This window comes from Marinitoga aeolica (assembly GCF_029910535.1).
GTDB classification, from domain to species: Bacteria; Thermotogota; Thermotogae; order Petrotogales; family Petrotogaceae; genus Marinitoga; species Marinitoga aeolica.
The window spans coordinates 1,398,250-1,424,507 of the sequence record NZ_CP069362.1 but is presented as its reverse complement, the minus strand read 5'-3'; the positions used below and the strand labels follow the sequence as shown (position 1 = coordinate 1,424,507).

Here is a 26,258-nt window from a genome sequence, read left to right as displayed (position 1 = left end):
TCTTAATAAGCTATATCTCTTTTTATTCCTGATGTTGATTCTGGTATATACTTTCTTATCAATTGATTCATAATATCATAATCATTTTCTTCAAAAGATAAAACAATACTATTTATTAGTTTTTCTAATTCATTTTTACTTAAAACATTGTTCTCTTTAAGAATAAATATTCTGTCATTTTCCGTTTTAACAAATTCCTCCGAATCTAAAAATAACTCTTCATAAAGTTTTTCTCCTGGCCTAACGCCAGTATATACCACTTTTATATCCTGATCTGGTATATATCCTGATAGTCTGATCATCTCTCGAGCTAATTTATCAATTGATACAGGCTCTCCCATATTTAAAACAAAAACTTCACCTTTATTAGCAAAAGAACCCGCTTGTAATACCAAAGCAACTGCCTCAGGTATAGTCATAAAATATCTTTTCATTTTTGGATCTGTAACCGTAACAGGGCCTCCATTCTTTATTTGTTCTCTAAATATTGGAATAACGCTTCCTCTACTTCCAAGAACATTTCCAAATCTAACGATAGCAAATTTTGTTTTTGAATTCTGAGCTAATGATCTAATTATTATTTCTCCAAACCTTTTTGAAGTTCCCATTATAGAAGTAGGATTTATTGCTTTATCTGTTGATATATAAATAAAATGTTTTACACCATGTTCAATCGATTTTTTTGCGAGTATATACGTTCCATATGCATTTACCCTAAATGCTTCTGATGGATTTTTTTCCATTAAAGGTACATGTTTATGTGCCGCAGCATGAAAAACCACATCAGGAGTAAATCTTTTGAAGATATATTTTATTCTATTAATATTAGTTACATCTCCTATAATTTCTACCACTTTTAAATCAGGAAACTTTTCTTTCAGTTCTTTATTTATATTAAAAATGCTATTTTCTCCACGACCCAAAATAAATAATTTTTCTGGTTTTAATGCTGCAACCTGTCTACAAATTTCAGAACCTATGCTTCCACCTGCCCCGGTTACTAATACCTTTTTATTTGTAACATAATAACCTATTTCATCAAAATTAACTTTTACTTCTTTCCTTCCAAGTAAATCTTCTATATTTACATCCCTTAAAAAACCTAAAGAAACTTTATTATTTAATATTTCAAATATTCCTGGTAATGTCTTCAATCTCACCTTTTTTGTATCAATATTATCAATTATCCTTCTAAGCTGTTCTGAAGTAGCAGAAGGTATTGCTATAATAACTTCATTTACACTATACTTCTCTACATATGTCATCACTTCAGAAGTTTTACCCAAAATTTTTATATTTCTTATTTTTCTTCCTATCTTAGACTCATCATCATCTAAAAAACCTATCACTTTACCAAAAGACGGATGTTTTAAAAATTCATCCAATAATTCAACCCCTGCATCTCCTGCACCAATTATTAATATTTTTTTATTATCAGAAACTTTATCAATTACATTTTTATTTCTGGAAAACCACCATACTCTGCTAAAAATAATCAGTATTGCACCCAAGAGAGCTGTCATAAAACCAACTGATATTGGAATAGCAAGGTTATGAATCCATACTCTTCTTATACCCTCAATAATCAAAAAATTAAACATATATCCTATGAATGAAGAATATATTATCGGTTTTATTTCTTTTAATGTTGCAAAACGCCATATGTGATCATATATTTTATTATAATACATCACTATAACCATTACAACTGGAAAAATAATAACCGGTAAAATATATTTTTGCATTTCAGCAAAATCAGTTTGAAACCTAAAAAATAGAGCTATATAATAGCTCATAAAAAATAATAAATAATCTACAATAATTAATTCAATTTTTCTTTTCATAGTGTCACCTTACTTTTTTTCAAATTCATCTAAAATAGCTTTAACTGTATCTACAACATATTTTTGTTCTTCTATAGTCAAATCTGTGTAAAATGGTATTGCAATGGTTAAAGAAGAAATCAGCTCCGTAATAGGATAATCTCCTTCTTCATAGCCATATAAATCTCTATAAAATTTCTGCAAATGGATAGGTGAGAAATAATTTTTTGATTGAACGCCTTTTTTATTTAATTTTTCAATTACTTTATACGTTATTCCTTTAATATTTTTTAATAATTCTTTCCATTGTTCTCTATTTTTCATATATAACGGAAGATCTATTTTTCTTACATATTCTGGAATATCTGTAAATTTTGCTATCCAATCTAATGAAAGTCTAATCACAAAAACAAACCAACTCATTCTTGTTGTGTATTGTTCAATCTTTGGTAAAATTATTCTTTCTTCATCTTTAAACAGTTCATAATAATTATTTGCTACTTTTTCTCTTTTATCAAGAATCTCATCTAATCTTTTCATCTGTATATATCCTAAACCCGCTGATAACTCATCCATTCTATAATTATATCCTAATCTTACATGCTCAAGCCATTCTGAAGAATCTCCGCGTCCTTGATTAGCCATAGATCTGCATAATTTCCCAATTTCTATATTATTGGTAATTATCATACCACCTTCACCTGTTGTTATCTGCTTATTAGGATAAAAGGCAAATGTACCTGCTTCTCCAAATGTACCAGCAAATCTATCTTTATATTTTGCACCTATTGCTTCACATGAATCTTCCACAATTTTCCAATCGTTTTTTTTACATATCTCTATAGCATTATCCCAATCAATAGGTTGCCCAAAAACATCAACACCCATAAAAAATTTTATATTTTTTAAATTTTTTATACGATTCCACAACGGATGCTTTTTATCTTTTAAACTCTCTTCTATTTTTTTTAGGTCTATATTGTAATTAAATGGATCTATGTCTATAAATACTGGGTGCGCTCTTTCAAATAAAGCTACATTTGAAGAGGCTATAAAAGTAAATGGGGTTACAATCATTCCTTCGTTTTCTTTAATATCCAAGGATCTTAAAATCAAATGCAATGCCGATGTGCCACTATTAACAACAATTGCATCTTTTACACTAAAATAACTTTTTGTTATTTCTTCAAACTTATTTAAATATGATCCCAGAGCTAACCTTTTGCTATCAAAAATTTTATTTATTATTTTTTTTTCTTTATTCGTCAAGCTGGCTGAAGAAAGTGGTACTTTCAAAATTAATATCCCCCTTTTACATTAAAAGTAAGCTCGCTAAAAGCGAGCCTATTTTATTAATTCTCTTCTTTCTTTCCAAATTCCAATGTTCTTTCAACTTGAATATATTTATAAAATTCCATTTCATCGCCTTCATTTATGTCATCAAAGTTTAATATCTTAATACCACATTCTTTTGGAGCATCAATTCTTTTTACTTCATCTTTATAATGCCTTAAGGACTCTATTTTTCCATCATATACCAATTTACCCTGTCTGTATAATCTTACTCCACCATCTCTTTCAACATATCCTTCTTTTAATTGAATACCTGCAATATTTCCAACCTTCTTAATTTTAAATACCTGTTTTACTTCACCAGAACCTGTAATTTCTTCCTTTTCCTCAGGTTCTAACATACCCTGTAGGGCTTTTTTCAAATCATCTATTAAATTAAATATTATATCATATCTTTTAATTTGAATATTCTCATGTTCGGCATATTTCACAGCACTACTGTCTGCTTTTACCCTAAAACCTAAAATAACTGCATCAGATGCAGTTGCTAACATTACATCACTTTTCGTTATTGCACCTATACCGCCATGAATAACCTGTAACTCAATTTCAGGGTTTTCTAATTTTGCTATAGCATTTTTCAATGCTTCTAATGAACCAAAAGTGTCTGCTTTTAAAATTATGTTCAATGTTTTTTGTTCTCCATCTTCTTTCATCATTCTTAAAGCATCTTCAAGTCTAATATGCCTTTTTTGTACAACCTTTTCTTCAAGAGCTTTTTTCTTTTCTACATACTCCTTTGCTTCATGCAATGTTTTAACCCCATATAATATAGAATGCATATCCGGTACTTCTTCAAAACCCAAAATTTGTACTGGATCTGAAGGACCTGCCATTTTAACATTTTTACCACTTGGATCTATCATTCTTCTAACTTTTCCAAAAGTACTACCAGCTACAAAATAATCTCCTACTTTTAATTTTCCATCTTTAACTATAGTAGTTGCAACTGGACCTAAGAATTTATCCAATTTACTTTCTATAATAACCCCTCTTGCTAATCCTTCTGGATAACACTTTATTTCCTGCATTTCAGCTACTAATAAAATCATTTCCAACAATTCATCTATTCCCTGACCAGCTTTTGCAGAAATAGGAACTGTAATTGTATCTCCACCCCAGTCTTCAGGAATAAGATTTAATTTTGCAACCATTTGTTGTTTAGTTAAATCAACATTTGCATTAGGCTTATCTATTTTGTTTATAGCTACAATTATAGGAACATTTGCATTTTTTGCATGGTTATATGCTTCTATAGTTTGAGGCATAACCCCATCATCTGCTGCAATTATTAAAACAACAATGTCCGTTGCCTGAGCACCTCTTGCTCTCATTTCTGTAAAAGCTTCGTGTCCCGGTGTATCAATAAAGGTAATCTTTTTCCCTTCATAATTAACCTGATATGCACCTATAGACTGGGTAATTCCACCAGCTTCTTTTTCTGCTACTCTTGTATTTCTTATATTATCAAGTAATGTTGTCTTCCCATGATCAACGTGGCCCATTATAGTAACAACAGGAGCCCTTTCAATTAATTTATCCTCATTTTCTTTATATATTTTATTCCATCGTTCTTTTAAAATTTCTTCCGGGTCGTTTTTTTCAGAGCCTTTTTCTATTTTTTCCTCTTTTACTTCTTCAGTTATCTCAAGCAACGCATTAAACATCATTGCAATTTCTTCAGCTTGTTCTTCTGTTAATGTTTGACCGGGTCTTAATACTTTTCCTTTCATAAAAAAGGCTTTTATAATATCATTTTGCCCTTTTCCCAACTTATTTGCAAGAATATCTAATTTTAATTCAGATTTTGTTATTTTTATTTCTTTTATCTCCTCTTCTTCTTTTATTTCTTTATTTATCTTATTTTCTTTTTTATGTTCGAAATGTTTCTTTTTTTCATTTTTTTTGCTTTTTTTATGTTCAACTTTTTTCTCTTTCTTTGTTTCCTCTTTTTTCGGTAATTCTTTTTTTTCTTCAACAACTTTTTCTTTTTTATTTTCATTTAATTTTTCTTCAAAATATTCTTTTATAGTCTTTACTTCCTCTTCTTCTAAGGAAGACATATGACTTTTTAAATTATATCCTAAATCTTTTAATTCTTCTAAAAATTCTTTAGCATGCATTCCAAATTCTTTAGCTAATTGGTATACCCGTGTCTTAGACATTTGAATCACCTCCAGCATTCACTACTTCTAATATTCCTTTAACTATATTTTCATCCAAAACCCCTACCACGCTAATCTCATCTTTTCCGAGAGAACGCCCCAATTTATCTTTCGTATATTCTTTCAAAAGCACATATGGAACATGATGAGATTGACATCTTTTTATAGTATCTTCCTTTATTGAATCGCCAACATCAGAAGCTATAATTATAAATTTCGATCTTCTTCTTGGATTTCTAATATATTCTCTTATATTATCTTTTCCAAATATTATTTTGCGCATACGTGAAGCAAAACCCAGCAGGTTTATAACCTTCTGTTCATTCATTCTTTTACCTCCAATTTTCTTTTCTAAATTAATTATAACATATAAAATAAGAATAATGAAATAATCTTCAGCTTATACAAACAAATAACAAACCGTTAACAAAAAATCCTCCCGAAGGAGGATTTTTATATTAAAATATCGCTGATGACGCAATAAACAGATAATAGTCATCAAAATCTCCAGAAAAATCATTTCCTATTTTTAATTTTAAATCTATATTATCTTTATTCAATTCCATACCTAATTTATATCCAAAGTTATTAGTATTATCATAATAAGCATCAATCAAAACATTAAATCCTGATTTTATACTAAAAAGTAAATCAGACTCAATATTATATACATTATTTTCTAAAGAATACTCTCCAGAGAAAGTTATTATATCATCATAGTTTCCACCAAAAATTATATTTTTATTAACAAAATCATAAGTTCCTTCTAAAGCCAAAATTTCGCTATTATAATCACCTTTAACATATTCAATTTTATCTGAATACTTTGCTTCTACACCAATACCAAACCCCTCTATTCTAGAATATATATTCATAGAAGCATCTTGAGTTTTTGGCATATATAATGCACTGAGTAAAATATTACTTAAATAAATATTTGATGAAACAAAATATTTTAATTCATTATCCTGAGAATAAATATCCACTCCTGTTTTTAAATCTCCAACTTTTAAAATACCAAAAAAACCTATTTTATTTTCTTCTACTCTTTCACTAAAATTAAGCAACTTGTTAGCTTGAATATCCTTAAAAACTCCAAAAATAAAGTTCGAATTTTCCCACGTAGCCTTTATAGATGATATTCCTAACTGCCAATTAGAGTTGTCTGCATTTAAAACAGCTTCAAAATTCATACCAGATTTTTTAGGGTTAATAGTTAAATAAAAATTATGGGATATTTCTGGAGATTTAAAAGAATATGTATCCATATTCACTTTGGATTTTAAATCAAATGAATATTTACCACTTAATATACCACTTTCTTGTTTTTCTGGTTTTTTTATCTTTAATTTTCCATTTTCTAAAACCAATGAAAATGCTCCATTCTTTCCACCATATCCATCAGGAACATAATCAGGAGCTTCTGGATCTTCTTTCCAATCTGTACCATTAATTACAAACTTATATTGATAATCTCCAGGAGTCAATCTTAATACAACCCTCCACAATCCACCTTTAACTTTTTTCATAGGTTGTGCTGTTGGATCCCAATTATTAAAAGAACCTGCTAAAAAAACTTTTGATGCTGTAAGATCTTTAAATTCAAAAACTACATTATTTTTATACACATAAACCTTTGAAAAAGACATAATAGATAAAACTACTATAAGATATATCAATAATATTTTTTTCATACACACACCTCCTAAAATCCTGTTTTAACAGTTAAAGATAATTGTTTCTTAAACTCTTTTGAAGCACCAAAATTACCATCACCCAGACTTAGTAATAACTCCATATTAGAAAAACCTGTATACTTCGCTTCTAAATACATTGTTTTATACCTTTCTATTACACCATATATATACATACCTTTTCCAAATATGTTTAAATTACCAAATGATTTTGATAATGTCCCATATAAAACTTCAGAAAAACCTCCACTATAAACAGTAGAATTTTCTATATTCACTGCATTGTTTCCAAAAATATAAGATAAATTATAATAATATCCAAACATATTTCCATTTACATTAGATGAAATAGAAAATGATTTATACTTTTTTATATTCTTCCAATTATCTTCTAATCCATATTTATACACCGAAAAATTCGCATTACCTATAACAGGTAAATTCAATGGAACATTCACAGAAAATTCAATATTATCTATATTATACTTATTATTCTCAAAAGGCATTCCTATATATACATAATTATAATTATTTAATGAAAAGTAGCTTTTTAAATAATCTAATGAAAAATTAGAAAAGTTATCATCTTTAAAATGATAATCTCCTTCTAATGTAATTCCTAATTTATCAATGTTAAATTCATCTCTAATATTTTGTGAAAAACTATCTGGCAAATAATCTTTTTTATAACCTGAAGATAGATATTTTATGTATAAAGAATTTTGAATTTTACCTAAGTTCATTTTATTTCCTGCAAAGATAAGATAATTATTATCCAGATAATTCTCACCTTTATCATATGAATATCCAAATTCTCCAAATAATTGATTATTTCCTAAATTCAAGTTAAAATCAAATAATCTCCAATCTGAATAAATATACTTTGTAAAAAATTCTCTTGAATATATATAACTATAATAGAAATTTCCTAAAGGAATACCTCTTATATGAGATATAAAAATCGAAGAAGAACCTCCATCTTTTTTGACCAAATAATTTTCAGCATGTAGTATTGGTAAATCAAAACTATATATGATTCCATCAACAGTTCCAATTTTTTCATTATTAAAAGCATTTATCCAATCTGTAGTATTTACGCTTTTCTTTTTCCATAAAGTTTTTACTTGACTTGTATCGAATTTAAAATTAAACTCACCATCTGTTATATAATATTTATCATCATTGCCTTTGTTAAGGTTTAACTCTCCAGAAAAATTTGAATCATTTGGTTTAACATACAAATCTAATTTTAATCCATTGTAATAAAATTGAGCAGGTGATGATTCTAATGTATAAGTCCACGATGTTTCTAAATTACCATTGATCTGAATATCGGAAAAAACAAATATTGAAATTAGTAAAATTAAAAACAAAAAGATTTTTTTCATTGTGAATCACCAGCCTTTAATTCTTCAATTTCAACATAACTGATTAAAGGATAAAATTTAATTTTAAAACCTGTCACATTATTTTTAAAGGTATATATTTGATTTTGAGATGAATCTGAATACACTTCACTGTTAAATATCATCTGCCATGGTTTCCAATTATTTGAAGCTGGGATCTTATATTCTATATTATCTCCTTTATTATACGCATTATCTATTTCTATTTCAAAATGATTATTAACTTTATTCATCAATTCAGGAGACCAATTATTGAAAGTTCCAGCAGCATACCAATTCATATTTAATTTTGTATCATCGCCAATACCAATTGCTTTACCATTAACAAGTTTATCTATATCTAAATAAACTGTTATTTGATTGTTTGACAAAGCAGATTTCAAAATAGGAATAGAGTCAGAAACTATGTTCCCATCGCTTTTTACATTAAATACTTTATAATAACCTATATAAAATTTACTACCATCATTATCTATTTCATTAAAATTGATTTTAGAAGCATCTATTGTAACTTTATATAATTTTAAATTATCATCATATACAAATTTACTATTTTCGATAATACCTTTATCATCTGTTTGCAGCCAATTATTTCCATCATATCCTACATATATACCTTCTGGAACAGAAAGATTTAACAATTTCATTAAACATCCAGAAAAAATGAACACTGAAGAAATTATTAAGATTAATAATACAATCTTTTTCAAAAACACCACCTCCTATTAAAAAAGCCCCAAAAGGGGCTACTTAATTATTTCCAAGCATGAACTTTATTAACTATAGTTTCATTATCAGTTACAACAATCCATCTATTTGGTATATCATTTGTACCATCAGGCATCAATTCTACATGTGCCCAATCATTATCTAAAACATACTTATATTGATATAATTCATAAGAATTAAGAGTTAAAGTAACTTCATATTTTCCATTATTTAGTGTCAAAGGTGTTCCATCCCAGGAAGAATTTATTAAATCTCCTCTAATATATACTCCTGATGCTTCAGGTGTATTTTCTGGAACTTCAACTACAAATTTAACTGTAACAGGTGTAGACATAGAAGAATAATCTATAGAAGTATCTGCAAAATTCCAAATTCTTAAATTCTTTGATTCAACTGGTTTTTCAAAAATAACTCTATTAGTTAATTCTTCTCCATTAGGACCTTTTTCTACACCTGCCCAGTCCATTTGATCAGAGAATTTAAACTGAATTGGATATTCTAAATTATCCCAATTTAACTCAACATTAACCATCTTTTTCCCATTTTCTGTAACCACATCATATACATAATCATCAGAAAATGTCCAATTATTAAAATTCCCTACCATATAAACACTTGTTATAGTTGAAGGTAAACTATCTGGTAATTCTACTTTTAACATAATAGGTTCAGGTTGTTCTTCAACTTTAGGTTTTACACATCCTACTAATGCAAAAGATAAAACTGCAATCAACATAAAAAATATCCAATATTTTCTCATACACACCCCTCCTATAGATGTAATAGATGTTATATTTTTGTTGCAATAATATTATACTCCTTCACTCTTTTGAAAGAAAAATGATTTTTGATTATTACAAATTATTAATATCGATTATTATTGTTTATACATTATTAACAATAAAAATTGTAAAAAAAATAAGGAATCCTCCAGATTCCTTATTTAGAAGTTTTTTCTATATAATGTTCATAATCAAGATCTATATAATTAAAAGAGTTTTTTATCTTTTTTGCCCATTTTAAAGTAATTGGATGTTCTATTCTTGAAGAAATCATTGTTTCTAATCCTATTCTTCTTGCCAATTTTAAATACTCTGATGTTTTTAACAATCCACCAAATTTTGTTAATTCAAAAACTAATCCTGTTGATATATTCTTTAGTTTTAAAATATCATGAACGTTTTTAAATGATTCATCCCAAAAAATTGGATATTTCATTAACAAATCTTTTGCTGCAAACTCACTTCCAACAGGCAAAGGCTGTTCAATAGCAATTATATTTATTCCTTCAAAAATATTCAATATTTTCCTTACTTCATAATGATTAAATAATCCTTTAAAATCTATCCAAACATTATATTTTTCTATATTTGCTCGCAATATTTCTAACTCTTCTAAATTTATTTTTTCTAAAAATTCTATTTTTATGGTGGAAGCATCATAAATTTCTTCATAAATGGCATATCCCATATCCTTATGAACATATATTTTTTTCATTTCTTGATTTTCACCTGATTCAGAAAATAATATTTTCGATAAATCTAGTTCTTTTGCGTTTAATATATAATCAGCAATTGCAATTTCTACAGCTGTCTTTGATGACATATCAAATTTTACTATATTGTCCATCTCTCTTTCAAATTCAGCATAATCATTTAAATTCTTCCATTCTTCTGTCAACTTTCTTAACTTTTCAATTATAGCCATTGTAGTTTTATATGTTTCTCCATAATCAGGATTAGGTGTCCCTGCACCAATACCTTCTACTCCATTTGAATCAATTTTGAATACAGCATGTTCTATCCATTCCTCTTTTAAATATTTTAATATACTTCTTTCCTGCCAATAGTATACATCTCTTTTTCTATTCATAATTTTCCTCCTATTTTTATAATTTTTCTGATATAATATAATATATGAATATTATTTTAAAAAAACGAGGTGCTAGTAATGGAAAACAAACATAAAATTATTTTGCCTTTATCATTCATATCTATTATATTCATTATTGGAATCGGTTTATTCTTCTCTATTAACTATTATAATATAAATTTAAGCAAAGCGCAAGACTATATAAAAAGTGAAAATTCTGTTGTTGCTACTTTTATCGATGATTATTTTAAAGAATTGATACATTTTGCCGAAACATTTGCAAAGGACAAAGATTTCATTAATGCAGGATTTTCCAGAGAAAGTGAAAAAAAAGTTTTAGAAGTTTTGAAAAACTATCAAAATTCAAACAAAAATATTGCATATATTTATACTGGATATAAAAATAAAAAAATAGTTATTAATGATTGGGAAGTACCAGAGGGTTATGATCCAACAATCAGACCATGGTACTTAGAAGGAATTAAAAATCCAAAAACTGTATACATTGGAACACCTTATAAAGAATATAAAACAAAGGCATGGTTAATATCTACAGGAAAAGCTTTAATTAACGAAAATAATGAAGTTGTAGGTGTTTTATCTATTGATTGTTCCATAAGTCAATTTGTAAATTTAATAAACGCAGAAATAAGCTATAACACCGGTCAAACATTCGTTGTAAATAAAGAAGGCACCATTATTCTTCATAAAAACCTTGAGAATATAAACAAAAAATTTATGTTTGATTTAAAAGCTTTCGACAAACAAAAAGATCTTATAAAAACCTCCATCAATTCTAAAAATTATTACGTTGCTTATACAAAACTGAGTTCTACAGGATGGTATATAATTACAACGGTTGAAACAAGCGAAGTTATAGCTCCGGTTATTAAAGGGGTTATTTCTTACTCATTAATTTCTCTCGCATTATTAATTGCTTTTGTCATATTACAAAGTATACTAATCTCTAATATTAGGTTAAAAGCTTTAGTTAAAAAAAGAACTAAAGAATTAGAGGAAAAAAATAAAAAAATTATGGATAGTATTTTTTATGCTAAAAACATTCAAAATTCTATTTTACCTTCAGAAAATACATTAAAAAAGAATTTTAAAGACTTCTTTGTTTTTTGGAAACCGACTAACATAGTTGGAGGCGATTTTTACTGGTTTAAAGAAAAAGAAGATGGTTCTTTTTACATTGCTGTAGTTGATTGCACTGGGCATGGTGTACCGGGAGCTTTAATGACAATGACAGCAAATTCTTTATTAAATAGAATTATAGACGATACTAATATTAAAGAACCTTCAAAAATATTAAGTGAATTAAATGGATTATTTAAAAAAACCATAAATTCAAATAGTACTGATTATAGAATTGATGATGGTTTAGAAATTGGATTATGTTATATTTCGTCAGATAAAAGTGAGCTTGTTTATAGCGGTGCTGGAATTTCTTTATATTATGCACACAATGATGAAGTCATTAGAATTAAAGCAGATAATAAAGGAATTGGATATAAACGCTCTAAAGATGATTATATCTTTAAAGAACATATTATTGAAATAAAAGAAAATATGACTTTTTATATGTCTTCTGATGGATATGAAGATCAAAATAATCCCGAAGGAAAGAGATTCGGTAGAAAGAATTTTATTAATTTAATAAAAAAAGTTTCTGGAGAACCGATGACTATACAAAAAAAGAATTTTGAAGAATGTATTAATAAATATATGGCTGGAGAAGACCAAAGAGATGATATTACTATTATTGGTTTTAAATTAAAATAATTTCAAAGGGGGGAATTATTTTGTATCCGAAAATAATTCTTGAACTGAAAAAGAAAATTACAGAAAGTAATGTTATAATGTCTTTTATTGGACCTTTTTCTCAGGGGATAATCGAAGAAATCGGGAGAGCATTAAGAGAATATATGAAGAATGATAAAAATCTTAATACCCCCTCAAACAATGTTTTTTCTGTATTTATAGAACAAAGTCAAAATATAAAAAATTATGAAAGAATTTTAACTGCAGAAGAAAAAAATCACGTTTTTTTAGAATCTATATTATTGATAGGAAAAAGCGATCATAAATACTTTATTAGTTCTGGAAATATTATAAAAAAAGAAGATATGCAAAGTTTAAAAGAATATATTAATAAAATAAATTCTTTAAGTAAAGATGAAATAAAATTACTATATAAAAAAAGATTAAAAGAAACTTTTAAGAGTAAAACTGGTGGTGCTGGTCTTGGTTTTCTTGAAATGGCCAAAAGAGCTTCTGAAAAATTCGAATATGATTTCATAAAATTAGATGAAAAATATTATTATTTTATATTAATAATAAAAGTTTAGGAGGGTAAGATAATGAAGAAATTATATATTGAACCTACAAAGGCAACACCAGAAATTGATTTTGATCCGGAAAAAAATATTTTATCTATAAAAGGAGAATCTTATCCTGAAAATTCTTTTGATTTCTATAATCCTATTTTTGAATGGTTAGAAAATTATTTTGATAATTTGGCAAATAATGAAAAGGTTATTTTTAAATTCGATATCAGTTATTTAAATACAAGCAGCACAAAATCTATAATGTTTATATTAGATATTCTTGAAGAAGCATATGAAAATAATAAAAATATAATAATCAACTGGTATTATGATGAGGATAATGAATTTTCATATGAAATCGCTGAAAACTTTATGGAAGATTTGAATATTCCATTTAATATGATTAAAAAATAGAATACTCGAGGTAATAGCTATGAGTGAAAATATATTTTTTAATGAAATAGAAATTTTAGAAAAACACAAAAAACTTTTAGAAAATAATTCTCTTTCTGATACTGAAATAAAAGAGAATTATTATTCTTTAATAAAAAGTTATGAACAACTTTTAAATCAATCAAAAAAGATAGCTAAAATAAGTGATATTAATCATAAGTTGCTTAATGATACTAAAAAGAATTTAAAGTTACTTCTTGATAATTCCGGAGAGGGATTTTTTACCTTTGGAGAAAATTTTCTTATTAACCGAGATTATAGTAATGAATGTTTAAATATTTTCGATAAAGAAAATATTTTTAAAGAAAATGTATTATACCTATTATTCGGAGAAGATCATGAAATCGAAAAGAGAATTTTAAATCATATCTTTGAAAACGATGAAAAAGAGGATGTTTATTTAGAACTTTTACCAACTGAAATAACAACAAATAATAAAATTTTAAAAATTAGATATAAAATACTCCATTTAGAATCCGAGAAGAAAATAATGTGTATAATTTCCGATATTACCGATAAAAAAATCCTGGAAGAAAAATTAGAAATTGAAAAAAATAATAATAAAATGTTATTAAATACTATAATATATAGAGATATTGTAAAAAAAACTATTGATGATTATATTAATTATTGTACAAAAGGATTATATTATAATATCAATATTCTTTCTTTAAAAGCTTTTTTATCTGATCTACTAAAAAAAATGCATACATATAAAGGTTTATTTTTACAATGGAATATGATAAAAGCTGGAAAAAATATTGATAATTTTGAAAACACTTTAAATATTATAAAGAATGATATTTTATCAAAAAATGATATTTTAAATTTTATTCAGCAAAAAAAGCCCGAAAATTTTATTGACTATGAAATAAATATTATAGAAAATGCTTTAGGTAAAGATTTTCTGAAAGAAGATAAATTATGGATTGATAAAACTAAATTATTAGATCTGGAAAATTTAATAGAAAAAGAACTGCCAGAATTTTATTCCAAAAAATTATTAAATAAAATAAAAAAAATATACTACTCCTCTTTTATTGATATTTTTAATATGTATAAAAAATATTCTTACGAGTTAGCTCTTAAATTTGGTAAAGAAATTAATAGTTTTAATATAGAAAGTAATAGTAATATTTTCTTTGATCCAGAAATATACTTCAATTTTAATAAATCTCTTATACATATATTCCGAAATATTGTTGTTCATGGTATAGAATTACCAGAAGAAAGATTATCTCTAAATAAAACAGCTGGTGGAAATATATATTGTAAAATTTTTGATGATAAAGAAAACATTTATATTACAATATCTGATGATGGAAAAGGAATTGATATTAGCAAATTAAAAAAAATTAACAAGCAAAATAAAGATTTATTATTATATGAAATTTTCAAAGAAGGATTTACCACATATGATTCTCCAAGCGAGTTTGCCGGAAAAGGTTTGGGATTAACTATCATTAAAAATGAAGTAGAAAAATTAAATGGAAAAATAAAAATTTCGTCAAAACCTTTAAAAGGTACATCTTTTGAAATTATTTTACCAAAATCTTCAGGAGGTTTATTCCATGGCCAGAATATTAATTGTTGAAGATAATATAATTATGAGAAATACGTTAAAAAAATTTTTCAATGAACTTGGTCATATTGTTGTTGATGAATTAGAAGATAGTTATAATTTGATTGATATATATCAAAAATTACAACCTGATATAATAACATTAGATTTAATGTTAAAAAAAACTGATGGAATTCATGCTTTAAAAAAGTTAAAAAGAAGATTCCCGGATTCAAAAATTATTATTATTAGCGTAATAAACAATAAAAAAGATATTTTTGATGCTTTGAATTTCGGTGCTGATTATTTTATTATAAAACCTGTAACTATAGAAAAGCTTAAAAAGGCTTTAAATAAGGTTTTTATTTCACAAAACAAAGTTTCAAAAATAAGAAATCTTTATAAAAAACAAGAAGAAGAAAACGTTGTAGAAGTTAAAAATGTGAACGGCGTTTTAAGAATTCATATTAACAAACCTTTAAATGGAAGAGTTATTGAAAAAATAAATAAAGTTGTCGACGGTTTTTTAATAATAAAGCCTTTAAATATTGTTTTTACATATTTCGATGAAAATGAAAATATATACGTTTTAAAAAAATCACTGAATGACATAATGCTGAAAATAAAAAATCACGGCGGAGATGTTGATATAGAAATATAATTTAACGCCTGTCGTTAAATTATAGATTGAAAATAAAATATTAAAAAATAATGTAAAGAGTAAAATATTATTTTGAATATTTTGTAATTTTTTTATAAACTAAAACTTAGCACCGTAAGGTGCTAAGTTTTATGATATAATTATTAATAATACAATCTTTTCTGAAAGGAGTTTCTTATGAGTGAATTTGATGCGTTAGGAAAATTATTTGAAAGTAAAATTATAGATTTAAAAGAAGTCCCTGTAGATACATTTGCCTATATTGGAGATGCTGTATTAAATTTGTATTTTATTAACTATATAATTGATAAAGGCAGGAAAAAGGCTGGAAAATTGCATAATGAGAGCAAAAATTATGTTAGCGCTTCTGCACAATCAAAAATAGTAGACAACATTATAAATAACTTTACTGAAGAAGAAAACTCTATTTATAAACGGGGATTAAATTCAAAAGGAGCAAAAAAAAGAGGTAATGATATAAACTATCGAAAAGCTACTGCTTTTGAAACTGTAATTGGATATTTGTTTTTAAAAAAAGATTATACAAGATTGAATGAAATATTAGAACTATCAAAAAACACATTAAAGGAGAGAGAATAGATGTATGTTTATGGTAGAAATGTTCTAAAAGAGATTATAAATGCAAAATATCCTGTAAAAAATATATACTTTACAGATAGTAAAAAAACGGATAAAACTTTAAATGATTTAATTGAATTAGCCAAAAAACATAATTATTCTTTCTCTTTTGCACCAGATAAAGTATTACAAAGAATGGTAAATATATCCAAACATCAAGGTGTGGTAATTGATATAGGCAAAGAATTTAAATATGCCGAAGAAGATATTCTTGATAATTTAAAAGAAAACGCCACAATCATTATACTGGATCAACTCCAGGACCCTCACAATTTTGGAGCAATAATAAGATCAGCTGTCGCATCAAACAGCGATCTAATTGTAATCCCAAAAGATAACTCTGTGGAAATTACTCCTACTGTAATTAAAGTCTCTGTAGGATTAGCTTTTAAAATACCCATTTTAAAAGTCACTAATTTATCAAGATTTATTGACGTTATTAAAAAACGAGGATTCTGGGTATATGGTGCAGATATGAGCTATAATATTTATTATGAAATGGATTTAACTGGAAATGTCGCATTAGTTATGGGAAATGAAGGAAACGGAATCAGAGAAAAAGTAAAATCCAGATGTGATGCTTTAATATCAATCCCAATGGCAAATAATGTTGATTCTTTAAATGTTTCTGTAAGTGCAGGAATATTGCTTTTTGAAATATTTAAACAAAAAAGCAGGTGAAAAAATGGCTATTGTTAAGTTACCTGAATCTGTTATTATGAAAATCGCTGCTGGTGAAGTTGTCACTGGTACTTTTGCAGTTGTAAAAGAGTTATTTGAAAATGCAATTGATGCTCACGCAGATAATATTATTATAGAAATAAAAGATGGTGGAAAAACATATATAAGAATTACAGACAATGGTGTTGGAATGTCTGAAGAAGATATTTTATTAGCTGTTCAACCACATACTACAAGTAAAATTAAAGAAGTTGAAGATTTATATTCTATACATACTTATGGATTTAGAGGTGAAGCTTTAGCTGCTATATCAAGAGTTTCAAGAATGAAAATCGTTTCAAGAAGAAAAAATGAAAATATTGCTACTTCTATAGAATTCGTAGGTGGTGAACCCATAAATATTAAAAAAGTTGCTGCTTCAAGTGGAACAACAATTGAAGTAAGAGATTTGTTTTTCAACGTTCCAGCAAGAAGAAAATTTTTAAAATCTGCCGCAATTGAAGGAAGAATGATTACTGAAATTATAGAAAAATTTATTTTAGCTACTAATGTTTCAATAAGCTATATAAAAGATAATAAATCTATTTACTCAATATCTAAAAATATGAAATTACTTGAAAAAATAAACGTTATTTTTCCTGAAACTTCAAAAGAAGATTTTTTTAGAATTGATTATGAAGAACCATGGTTTAAAATAAAAGGATTTATATCTCATCCACGAGTAACTCGAAACAATCGAACAGCTCAAATATTTTTTATAAATAATAGATATATACGTTCTGGTGACTTATTCGCTGTATTTGAAGCAGGATATGGTGAAATGCTAGAGTCGAGAAGACATCCATATGGGATTATCTTTTTTGATATAGATCCTAAAGAAGTTGATGTTAATGTTCATCCACAAAAATTAGAGGTAAAAATATCTGAATCAAGAATTATTTATAATAAATTCAAAAGGATTATAAGAGAAACTTTAATTAATCAAACTAAATTTAAAATGGCTATTAATATTGAAAACGACTCAAATTATAATTTTAAAGAAAAATCAAAAATTGAAAAAGAAAAATATCCTGTTAAATCTGAACCTTTAAAATTAAATGAAGTTCCTATAGTTTCAGATAATGAAGAAAAATACAATACATTTTTAATAAAAAGAAAAAAGGAAGAAAAAGATAATAAAAACAGTTATTTTCAGTCCATACAAAAAAACTTTCAACAAAAAAATAATGAAAAAAATATTGTAAAAAATATTATTCATAATACAAATTATATAAAACCAGAAATAAAGAAAAAAGAAAAAATTTTAGACCTAAGTTATTATAAAATTCTCGGATTAGTAGCAGATAGATATATTATTCTTGAATTAAAAGATTCTATACAATTTATAGATTTCCATGCCGCTCATGAAAGAGTTATCTATGAAGACTTAAAAAGAGAATTTTTTGAAAATGGAAATATTACAACACAGATGATAATGCTACCTATAAAATTAAATCTTGATACTATAAGAAAAGAAATTTTAGAAAATAATATTGAAAAAATTAGAAAACTGGGATTCGAAATTATCAAAAATAATGATGGATATTTTATTTCTGGATTACCATCTAATATTAAAATAAACGACCCTCAAAATGCTATTATAGAAATACTTGATGAATTAAGATTGGAAGGTATAGAATCACCCGAAAAAGTATTTGATCATGCAATTGCAACTATGTCGTGCAGAGCTGCAGTTAAAACTGGAGATGACCCTGTTGGATTGGAAACTCTTATTTCTAAAATTATAGAATATGAAATTTTAACATGCCCTCATGGACGACCTATTTCCATGGAATTATCATTAAAAAAAATAGATGATTTTTTTGAGAGAACTTGACATCTCAAAAAAATTATAGTATAATTGAAAAAAAATATTATAGGCGGTGTAACTTATGAAAAAAATAATTTCAATAAAATTTAATAATTTCAATAATAATAATATCAACCAGCGTTGGTGTAACGCGAGGTAGTTCGTTGTTTATAATTCACCGGCGCTGGATATTTTCGTACCAGCGCCGGTTTTTTATATTTTAGTCATTAATCATAATTTTTTTATTATTGATTTTTCAAGTACTTTGTGAAAATGCCTGGGAGAGGGAGAGATTATACATAATTTTATATATTATATTATTTTGAAGGGAGAGGGTATTATGACTAAAAAATTGGCAGAAGGAAGAAAGATTGATACTGTAGAATTGGTAAAAGAGTATTTAGAAAATCCCGTTTTTAAAGATGCAACATTGATTCAAAGTGATATTTTAAAAGGTATCCGACATGTATTAGACAAAAAAGGATTTGTTGAATTATTGCCTGTTACAGTTTCTCCAATAACTGATCCATTAAACCATCCACATTTCGAAGCTGAATTTGAATATTATGGGCAAAAATACTCTGTAACAAAATCTATGATTTTACACAAACAAGTCGCTGTATTGGTTCATAAAAAAATATATATTGTATCACCAAATGTTAGACTTGAAACAGAAGATAAAATGAATTCAGGAAGGCATTTATTTGATTTTGTTCAAATTGATATGGAAATGTTAGAATCTTCTCGTGAAGATGTCTTTGATGTTATGGAAGATGCAATTATTTACACAATAAAAACTATAAAAGAAAAACATCCTGAAATTATCGAAAAATATCATCCATCACTAAAAATACCTAAAAAACCATTTAAACGATACACAGTTAAAGAACTAAAAGAAAAATACGGTGAAGATTATGAGAAAAAAGCTTCTTTAGAGGCCGAAGAACCATTCTGGATGATAGATATTCCTTTAATGGAAAGAGAGTTTTATGATAAACAAGATCCTGAAAGACCTGATGTTTTACTTGATTTTGATCTTATATATCCAGAAGGATATGAAGAAGCTATTTCTGGTGGTGAAAGAGAACATGAATATGAGCAAATATTAAAAAGAATGGAATTAAAAAAGACCCCACCAGAACAATTCAAAGATTATTTAGAAGTAGCCAAAGCTGGAATATTAAGACATTCAGCAGGTTGTGGAATCGGAATTGAAAGATTTACTAGATGGATTTTAGCTTTAGATCATGTTGAAAAAACCAGACTCTTTGCCAAAACTCCAGGTAAACATTCTATATAATAAAACGGGCTTTTCAGCCCGTTTTATTATATGCTAAACTTATTTATTAATTCCATTAACGATTGTGACAATTTATTTCCTTCTTCTGCTGTCTCATTTACTTGATGAGAACTTTTTGTTTGTTGATCGATTGCTGAAACCATATATTTTACTTGATCTGATATTTCATTAATAACCTTTGAAATTCTATCCATGGCTGCTGCCATTTCTTCTGTAGAAGCACTTTGTTCTTCAGCTGCAGATGAAAGTTCGTGAACTTTCATATTCATTTCTTCTACCTTATCTAAAATCAACTTAAATTGCGAAACAACATTTTCAGATTCAACATCAATATCTTTTATTATATTAACTACTTTATTTGTGGCTTCATTTGCACTTACAGCACCATCTTTAACAGATATCAAAATTTTTGCTATTTCTTCAGTTGACGCTTTACTTTGCTCAGCTAACTTTCTTATTTCATCAGCAACTACTGCAAATCCCTTGCCGGCTTCACCGGCTCTTGCGGCTTCTATTGCGGCATTTAATGCCAATAGATTTGTTTGTTCTGTTATTTGATTTATTGTTTCAACAATATTACCTATATTTTGAACCTTTTCTGATAAGCTATTTACTTTTTCTTGAGTATTACTTGATTCTTTTACTGCATTTTCCACTATTTCAACAATTCTGTTTACAGATTTTTCTCCATTCAATGCTGCTTCTGAAGCTTCATTCGCTTTATAAGATAACTCTTCTGCATTTGTTGATATCATTTGAGCAGAACTTGCTACCTCTTCTACTCCTGAAGATACTTCTTCTACGGAAGCAGACGCATCTTCTGTATTTGATTCAATAATTCTTGATTGTGATGATAAATCATCTGAAATAGCATTTTGCTCTTCTGATATTGAAGCTAATGTATCCGAAGATAATGATAATTTATTTGAAGCTTCATATATTAATTTCATTGAATCCCTTAAATCACTTGCCATATTATCTAAAACCTTAGCCATTTGTGATATTTCATCTTTACCTTTCATGGTAAAATCAATGGTTAAATCTCCTTTACCAAATGCTTTTATCTTTTTCATTAATTCTTTAATTGGTTTTACAATATTTGCAATAATAGCCCATCCAAAAATTATAGAAATAATAATACCGAATCCTATTGAAGATAAAACAACAATTAATGCTTTTTGAGCTTTAGAAACTGCTTCATTACCTTTTTGAATTGCTTCAGTCTTATTATAATCAACTATTTTCTTTAATACACCTGCCATATCCTCAAAAAGTGGCAAATCTACATTTAAACTTTGATCAGCCATTTGATTCTTTAATTTCAACGATTCATCAGCAATTTGATTTATTGTTTCAAATGTATCAAAAATATTCTCTAAATATGGAATAAGAGAATTGTTATATACTCTCTGCATTAAAGAGATTTGTTTTTCATTTTTCTTTTTTATTACCAAATTAATTGTTTTAGCTGTTTTTAAAAAACCTTCATTATATTTTTTCATATCAACAAACATATCTGCCAGATAATCGTTTTCTGTTTGATAATTTTCAAGCCATTTACCAAAAGCACTTTTTCTAGGATTTAATTCTTCATTAAATGGTTCTTTTTCTAAAATTGCTTTTTCAATAATCCATGCTAATCTATATAATTCGCTTTCATATGTTTTTACATCCAATTTTAATGTTTTAGGATCAAGTATCTTCGTCTCATCCAATTTTTTAGATAATTCCATGAAACTTGCATGGGCACTTTCCCAGGCACTTAATTTATTTTTATATTCTTTCCAATATTTTGTTTCTTCGGCATTCAAATTAAAGTTTTCATATTCCTTAATCAGTTTATTAATGGAATTCCATGTTTCATCCATTTTTTGATATTCATTATTTCTTAATTGTTGATCGGTTAATCCAAGCAATGCCATTTCAGATTTTTCAATAGATGTTTGTAATTGATATAGCGATAACACTTTCTGAACTTTAGGTAAGTTCTCATTTGCAATATTTAAAACATAACTTTTTATATTATTTGTTGACAACAAACCCAAAGATCCTATAATAACAGCTATTAATACTATTACAGAAAATCCAAAAATAATTTTCGCTTTAATGCTCATTTTAACACCTCCGCTTTATTTGAAAGAATTATTCAAATATCAATCTATCAACAAATAAATCCATATAATTCTACAGTTTGATTATATACTTTTATGATTAAAATTCCAAAAAAGATTATAAAGAAATACTAACATCTGCATTTAAAAATCATCTCTTATTCTGTATATCCAAATAAATTCTCAAATCGTATACTTTAATAATTATTTTTACACTTTTAGGAATTTTATTTCTTTTAAAGAATGATAAATTGAAAGATTATTCCATGGAGGGATTTTATGAAAAACATATCCTATTTAATGATAATTTTATTATTATTCCTTTTCTCATCATGCTTGAAACCTGTTGAATCAAAATTTAAAATAAACGTTGAAATTTCTTTTTCTTCTCAAACTAAGACAATAATGAATAAGGATATTAATGAAGCAAAGGGTGAAGTGATATTAAGATTAGATTCACCACTTGCTAATATTGGTCAAGCTCACTTAAATATAGTAAGCACTACCAATAACAAAAATATTAGAACAATAGAATTAAAATCTATAAACGAAAATACATTTTCCGGAAATTTCGAATTAACAGAACCAGGAAAATATGAAATTGAGGGTGTTTTTTCCATTGGTGGAGAAAATTATACCAGTAAAAACAAATTATATATTAACGTCTATGATTATAAAAAAGAACTGGAACCAATTCTGAAATTCAAAAATACAGAAACAGGTAAAATATTAGAAAACAACATCTATGATCCTTATAAAAACTATTCTATTTTAGTTGATGTTGATTCGGATATTGTATATAATAGCGATTTCTCTTATAAAATCTATTTTGATAATAAATTGGTTGAAAATGGAAATATAAAAAATAAAACATTTGAATCAACTCCACTTTTTTTTCAGAAGAAAAAACATATTATCTCTGTAGAAATATACGATACTGCTAATAATGGTTTTGGCAGAACAACTGTAGAATTAAATCCTAAAAATATAGATACTTCATTCAATCTAATAACAGAATTGCATAAAGAATCTTATGACGGTCCTATTATAACTGATAATGCAACTTTATCTACAATAGATCCCATATATGTCATATTGAATGTAGATGAAAAATATAGTTTACCTGCATCTTATTTATTTAGTATTTCAAATAATGATAAAAAAATCGTTGAATCAACAACTGAAAAAAAAGAATTAAAATATGGTCCTATTTATTTAAACGATGGTGAAGTCAGTTTATTATTAAATGCCAGGAATATGGTAACAAATGATTCTACACAAAATAAAATTTTACTTCACGTGGAAAAGTTTGAAGAATTTTCTGCCAATGTTGATATTTATAAAAAAGATTATTTAGATAAAAATATTAAAATTGATAATTCTTCAATTATAACAAATAGAGATCCAGTATTTTTTAATGTTTCAGTAAAGAAAAAACGTAATTTTTCAGATGAATTAAAATATAGTTTTACATTAAAAAAAGACAACACCGATTATAAAAAATTAGATATTACTACAAATAGCACTATTTTAGAAACAGAAAAAATGTACTTAGACCCAGGAAATTATGAATTAACTGTTACTATAACAAAAGAAAATCCAGAATATACAAAAACCTATTATAAAACATTCAAAGTTTCAAAAGCTATAAATAATTTTGATTTAAAATATTCATTAAATCAGAAGAACTCTGACAATAGCACTACCCTTTATATACTACCAGAAAAAATTGAAGTTGATCCGGAATCTACTAGATTAAATGATTTCGATATAATATTCAACATAAATTCAAATTACTCTTATCCAGCAACATATGTATATTCCATTAATATAAATGACAATGAGTTATTCAAATCAAATCCTGTTCAAGTTAGAACTTTTACTTATAATCTTTCTGATGGGTTTCCATTAGGCCATAATTACATACAGCTCTCGACAAAAGATATTGATAACAATTACTCAGTAACAAAAAATTTTGAGGTTTTAGTAAAAGAAAATAATCCTCCTGAACTGTACAGGATATCAATAGAAGGAACTGACGTTTATTCAAAGGAAAGCACATACGATTTTTACGATTTAAATGTTAGCAAATCAATAGAAAATCCTCGGATTTTAATTGAATTTTCAGATGAATCGGAAATAGAAAAAAAAGATTATTTAAGTATCAATATAAAAATATTAGAAAATGGGACAAATAAAACTTTTAATATTCCATTATCCGCAAAACAAAAAAATAAATTTATTAAATATGACGGAATACTTAAAGATATTACGTTAGATTCTACGCAAACATGGGAAATACAGATTGATCCTTCTCAAATAGTTGATGAATTTGGAAACACATATGCAGATGAATTCGAAAATATTTATTATACAATTAATTTCAAAACCAAATAACATAAACATGGAGGTGTAGTTTATGAGAATTTATCACAACATGGAAGCATTAAATGCATGGAGAACCCTCTCAAATGTAAAGGGTAGTATGGGAAAAACATTAGAAAAACTTTCTTCTGGTTTAAGAATTAACAGAGCTGCTGACGATGCTGCTGGATTGGCAATATCTGAAAAAATGAGGAACCAGATAAAGGGACTTGATAAAGCCATCAAAAACGCTCAAGATGCTGTGTCTATGATCCAAACCGCCGAAGGCGCACTTGATGAAGTTCATTCTATTTTAAAACGTATGAGAGAATTAGCAGTTCAATCATCTACTGAAACAAATACTGATGCAGACAGAGACCAATTACAAAATGAATTTTCCGAATTAAGAGATGAAATTAACAGAATTGCTAAAACAACACAATTTAACACAAAAAATTTATTAGATGGTTCAATAAAAGGAACAAGAACTGCTGAAGCAAAAATTGTAGCACCTGGATCTGCTCATTTTGCTGTTGGTAGCTATTCTTCTAATATTACGGCAAGCGGAAATTTTATAATAGAAGTTGGACAATTCAATGGCGGAGCAACCTCACAATTAGATATTAAAATTTCAAGAATTGATTCTAACGGAGTTTCTCAAGTTACAATTACAAGTGTAACTTTATCAGGATCTCGAGTTACTGCTACATTAAGTGGTGGAACTGCTACAGTCGGTATTACATGGAGTTCTGATCAAATAGCAAAAATTAGTGATTACGGAGGAACTTTAGCATCAGGAACAAAAGTAGATGGTGGTTCTGTTGCTGTATATGGAATAGTTACTTCTAATGTCGATCCTATAAAATTCCATATTGGAGCAAATGAAGGGCAGGTCATTTCTCTTGGTTTTGAAAGTATGAAAGCTGATGATTTAGGTATTACTTCTGAAGTAAAAATAAATTCTCAAAGTAATGCAGAATTTGCTTTGAGTGCTTTAGATGCAGCTATTTATAAAGTTTCAGCTTTTAGGGCAAAATTAGGTGCTTCACAAAACAGGTTAGAACATACAATCAAAAACTTAGGTGTTGCTGAAGAAAATTTAACAGCTGCTGAAAGCCGTATCAGAGATGCTGACATGGCAAAAGAAATGGCAGAATATACCAAACAACAAATTTTGCTTCAAAGTGGTACCGCTATGCTATCTCAGGCAAATCAGTTACCTCAACAGGTTACACAACTTTTAAGATAAAAAAGCCGGTTTATA

At 26.9% G+C, this 26,258-nt stretch carries 21 protein-coding genes; 11 read left to right on the top strand and 10 right to left on the bottom strand.

The features are described 5' to 3' along the window. Positions 1–2: 2 nt before the first annotated feature. The 9 genes from JRV97_RS06665 to JRV97_RS06625 all read right to left on the bottom strand — a co-directional run bounded on the left by JRV97_RS06665 (position 3) and on the right by JRV97_RS06625 (position 11,042). Entirely contained in the window at positions 3–1,844 is a 1,842-nt protein-coding gene (locus tag JRV97_RS06665) for a polysaccharide biosynthesis protein (protein ID WP_280997384.1), read from the bottom strand. A 9-nt stretch (positions 1,845–1,853) separates the two neighbouring features. After that, positions 1,854–3,119, bottom strand: a complete 1,266-nt coding sequence (locus JRV97_RS06660; protein WP_280997383.1) for a DegT/DnrJ/EryC1/StrS family aminotransferase — start codon at positions 3,117–3,119, stop codon at positions 1,854–1,856. A gap of 56 nt (positions 3,120–3,175) precedes the next feature. Beyond that, positions 3,176–5,341: a translation initiation factor IF-2 gene (gene infB / locus JRV97_RS06655; RefSeq protein WP_280997382.1), complete on the bottom strand. Its 2,166-nt coding sequence runs from the start codon at positions 5,339–5,341 to the stop codon at positions 3,176–3,178. Beyond that, a complete protein-coding gene (locus JRV97_RS06650) occupies positions 5,334–5,669 on the bottom strand; it encodes a L7Ae/L30e/S12e/Gadd45 family ribosomal protein (RefSeq protein WP_280997381.1) in 336 nt (111 codons plus the stop codon). Before JRV97_RS06650 ends, infB begins: the two co-directional genes overlap by 8 nt. Positions 5,670–5,799: 130 nt before the next feature. After that, entirely contained in the window at positions 5,800–7,035 is a 1,236-nt protein-coding gene (locus JRV97_RS06645; protein WP_280997380.1) for an isoamylase early set domain-containing protein, read from the bottom strand. Positions 7,036–7,046: 11 nt separating this feature from the next. After that, positions 7,047–8,423 (bottom strand): hypothetical protein, encoded by a 1,377-nt coding sequence (locus JRV97_RS06640; RefSeq protein ID WP_280997379.1) that lies wholly within the window; start codon positions 8,421–8,423, stop codon positions 7,047–7,049. Beyond that, entirely contained in the window at positions 8,420–9,151 is a 732-nt protein-coding gene (locus JRV97_RS06635) for a hypothetical protein (RefSeq protein WP_280997378.1), read from the bottom strand. Before JRV97_RS06635 ends, JRV97_RS06640 begins: the two co-directional genes overlap by 4 nt. 44 nt (positions 9,152–9,195) lie before the next feature. Beyond that, complete coding sequence (locus JRV97_RS06630) at positions 9,196–9,930, bottom strand: hypothetical protein (RefSeq protein ID WP_280997377.1); 735 nt, start codon at positions 9,928–9,930, stop codon at positions 9,196–9,198. Between the two features lie 179 nt (positions 9,931–10,109). Continuing rightward, positions 10,110–11,042 (bottom strand): enolase C-terminal domain-like protein, encoded by a 933-nt coding sequence (locus JRV97_RS06625; protein ID WP_280997376.1) that lies wholly within the window; start codon positions 11,040–11,042, stop codon positions 10,110–10,112. A 78-nt stretch (positions 11,043–11,120) separates the two neighbouring features. On the opposite strand from JRV97_RS06625, the gene JRV97_RS06620 reads away from it, so the two are divergent. The 9 genes from JRV97_RS06620 to JRV97_RS06580 all read left to right on the top strand — a co-directional run bounded on the left by JRV97_RS06620 (position 11,121) and on the right by JRV97_RS06580 (position 20,519). Continuing rightward, positions 11,121–12,830 carry a cache domain-containing protein gene (locus tag JRV97_RS06620; protein ID WP_280997375.1) on the top strand — a complete coding sequence of 570 codons (1,710 nt, stop codon included), beginning with the start codon at positions 11,121–11,123 and terminating at the stop codon, positions 12,828–12,830. A 20-nt stretch (positions 12,831–12,850) separates the two neighbouring features. Then, positions 12,851–13,396, top strand: coding sequence for a SiaB family protein kinase (locus JRV97_RS06615; protein WP_280997374.1), 546 nt, complete (start codon positions 12,851–12,853; stop codon positions 13,394–13,396). Between the two features lie 12 nt (positions 13,397–13,408). Continuing rightward, complete coding sequence (locus JRV97_RS06610) at positions 13,409–13,789, top strand: DUF1987 domain-containing protein (RefSeq protein WP_280997373.1); 381 nt, start codon at positions 13,409–13,411, stop codon at positions 13,787–13,789. A gap of 19 nt (positions 13,790–13,808) precedes the next feature. Then, positions 13,809–15,422, top strand: coding sequence for an ATP-binding protein (locus JRV97_RS06605; protein ID WP_280997372.1), 1,614 nt, complete (start codon positions 13,809–13,811; stop codon positions 15,420–15,422). Next, positions 15,400–16,050, top strand: a complete 651-nt coding sequence (locus JRV97_RS06600; protein ID WP_280997371.1) for a response regulator — start codon at positions 15,400–15,402, stop codon at positions 16,048–16,050. The genes JRV97_RS06605 and JRV97_RS06600 overlap by 23 nt, the downstream gene beginning before the upstream one ends. Before the next feature lie 177 nt (positions 16,051–16,227). After that, positions 16,228–16,650, top strand: coding sequence for a Mini-ribonuclease 3 (locus JRV97_RS06595; RefSeq protein WP_280997370.1), 423 nt, complete (start codon positions 16,228–16,230; stop codon positions 16,648–16,650). Then, entirely contained in the window at positions 16,651–17,370 is a 720-nt protein-coding gene (rlmB, locus tag JRV97_RS06590; RefSeq protein WP_280997369.1) for a 23S rRNA (guanosine(2251)-2'-O)-methyltransferase RlmB, read from the top strand. Between the two features lie 4 nt (positions 17,371–17,374). Then, positions 17,375–19,246 (top strand): DNA mismatch repair endonuclease MutL, encoded by a 1,872-nt coding sequence (mutL, locus tag JRV97_RS06585; RefSeq protein WP_280997368.1) that lies wholly within the window; start codon positions 17,375–17,377, stop codon positions 19,244–19,246. Between the two features lie 313 nt (positions 19,247–19,559). Beyond that, positions 19,560–20,519, top strand: a complete 960-nt coding sequence (locus tag JRV97_RS06580) for an asparagine synthetase A (protein ID WP_280997367.1) — start codon at positions 19,560–19,562, stop codon at positions 20,517–20,519. A gap of 26 nt (positions 20,520–20,545) precedes the next feature. Here JRV97_RS06580 and JRV97_RS06575 read toward each other — a convergent pair whose 3' ends face one another. Continuing rightward, positions 20,546–22,633 (bottom strand): methyl-accepting chemotaxis protein, encoded by a 2,088-nt coding sequence (locus tag JRV97_RS06575; protein ID WP_280997366.1) that lies wholly within the window; start codon positions 22,631–22,633, stop codon positions 20,546–20,548. A 276-nt stretch (positions 22,634–22,909) separates the two neighbouring features. Between JRV97_RS06575 and JRV97_RS06570 the strand changes: the two genes are divergently transcribed. Together JRV97_RS06570 and JRV97_RS06565 are read left to right on the top strand one after the other, a co-directional pair. Then, entirely contained in the window at positions 22,910–25,027 is a 2,118-nt protein-coding gene (locus JRV97_RS06570; protein ID WP_280997365.1) for a hypothetical protein, read from the top strand. Positions 25,028–25,049: 22 nt separating this feature from the next. Further along, positions 25,050–26,243, top strand: a complete 1,194-nt coding sequence (locus JRV97_RS06565) for a flagellin N-terminal helical domain-containing protein (protein ID WP_280997364.1) — start codon at positions 25,050–25,052, stop codon at positions 26,241–26,243. Positions 26,244–26,258: the final 15 nt, after the last annotated feature.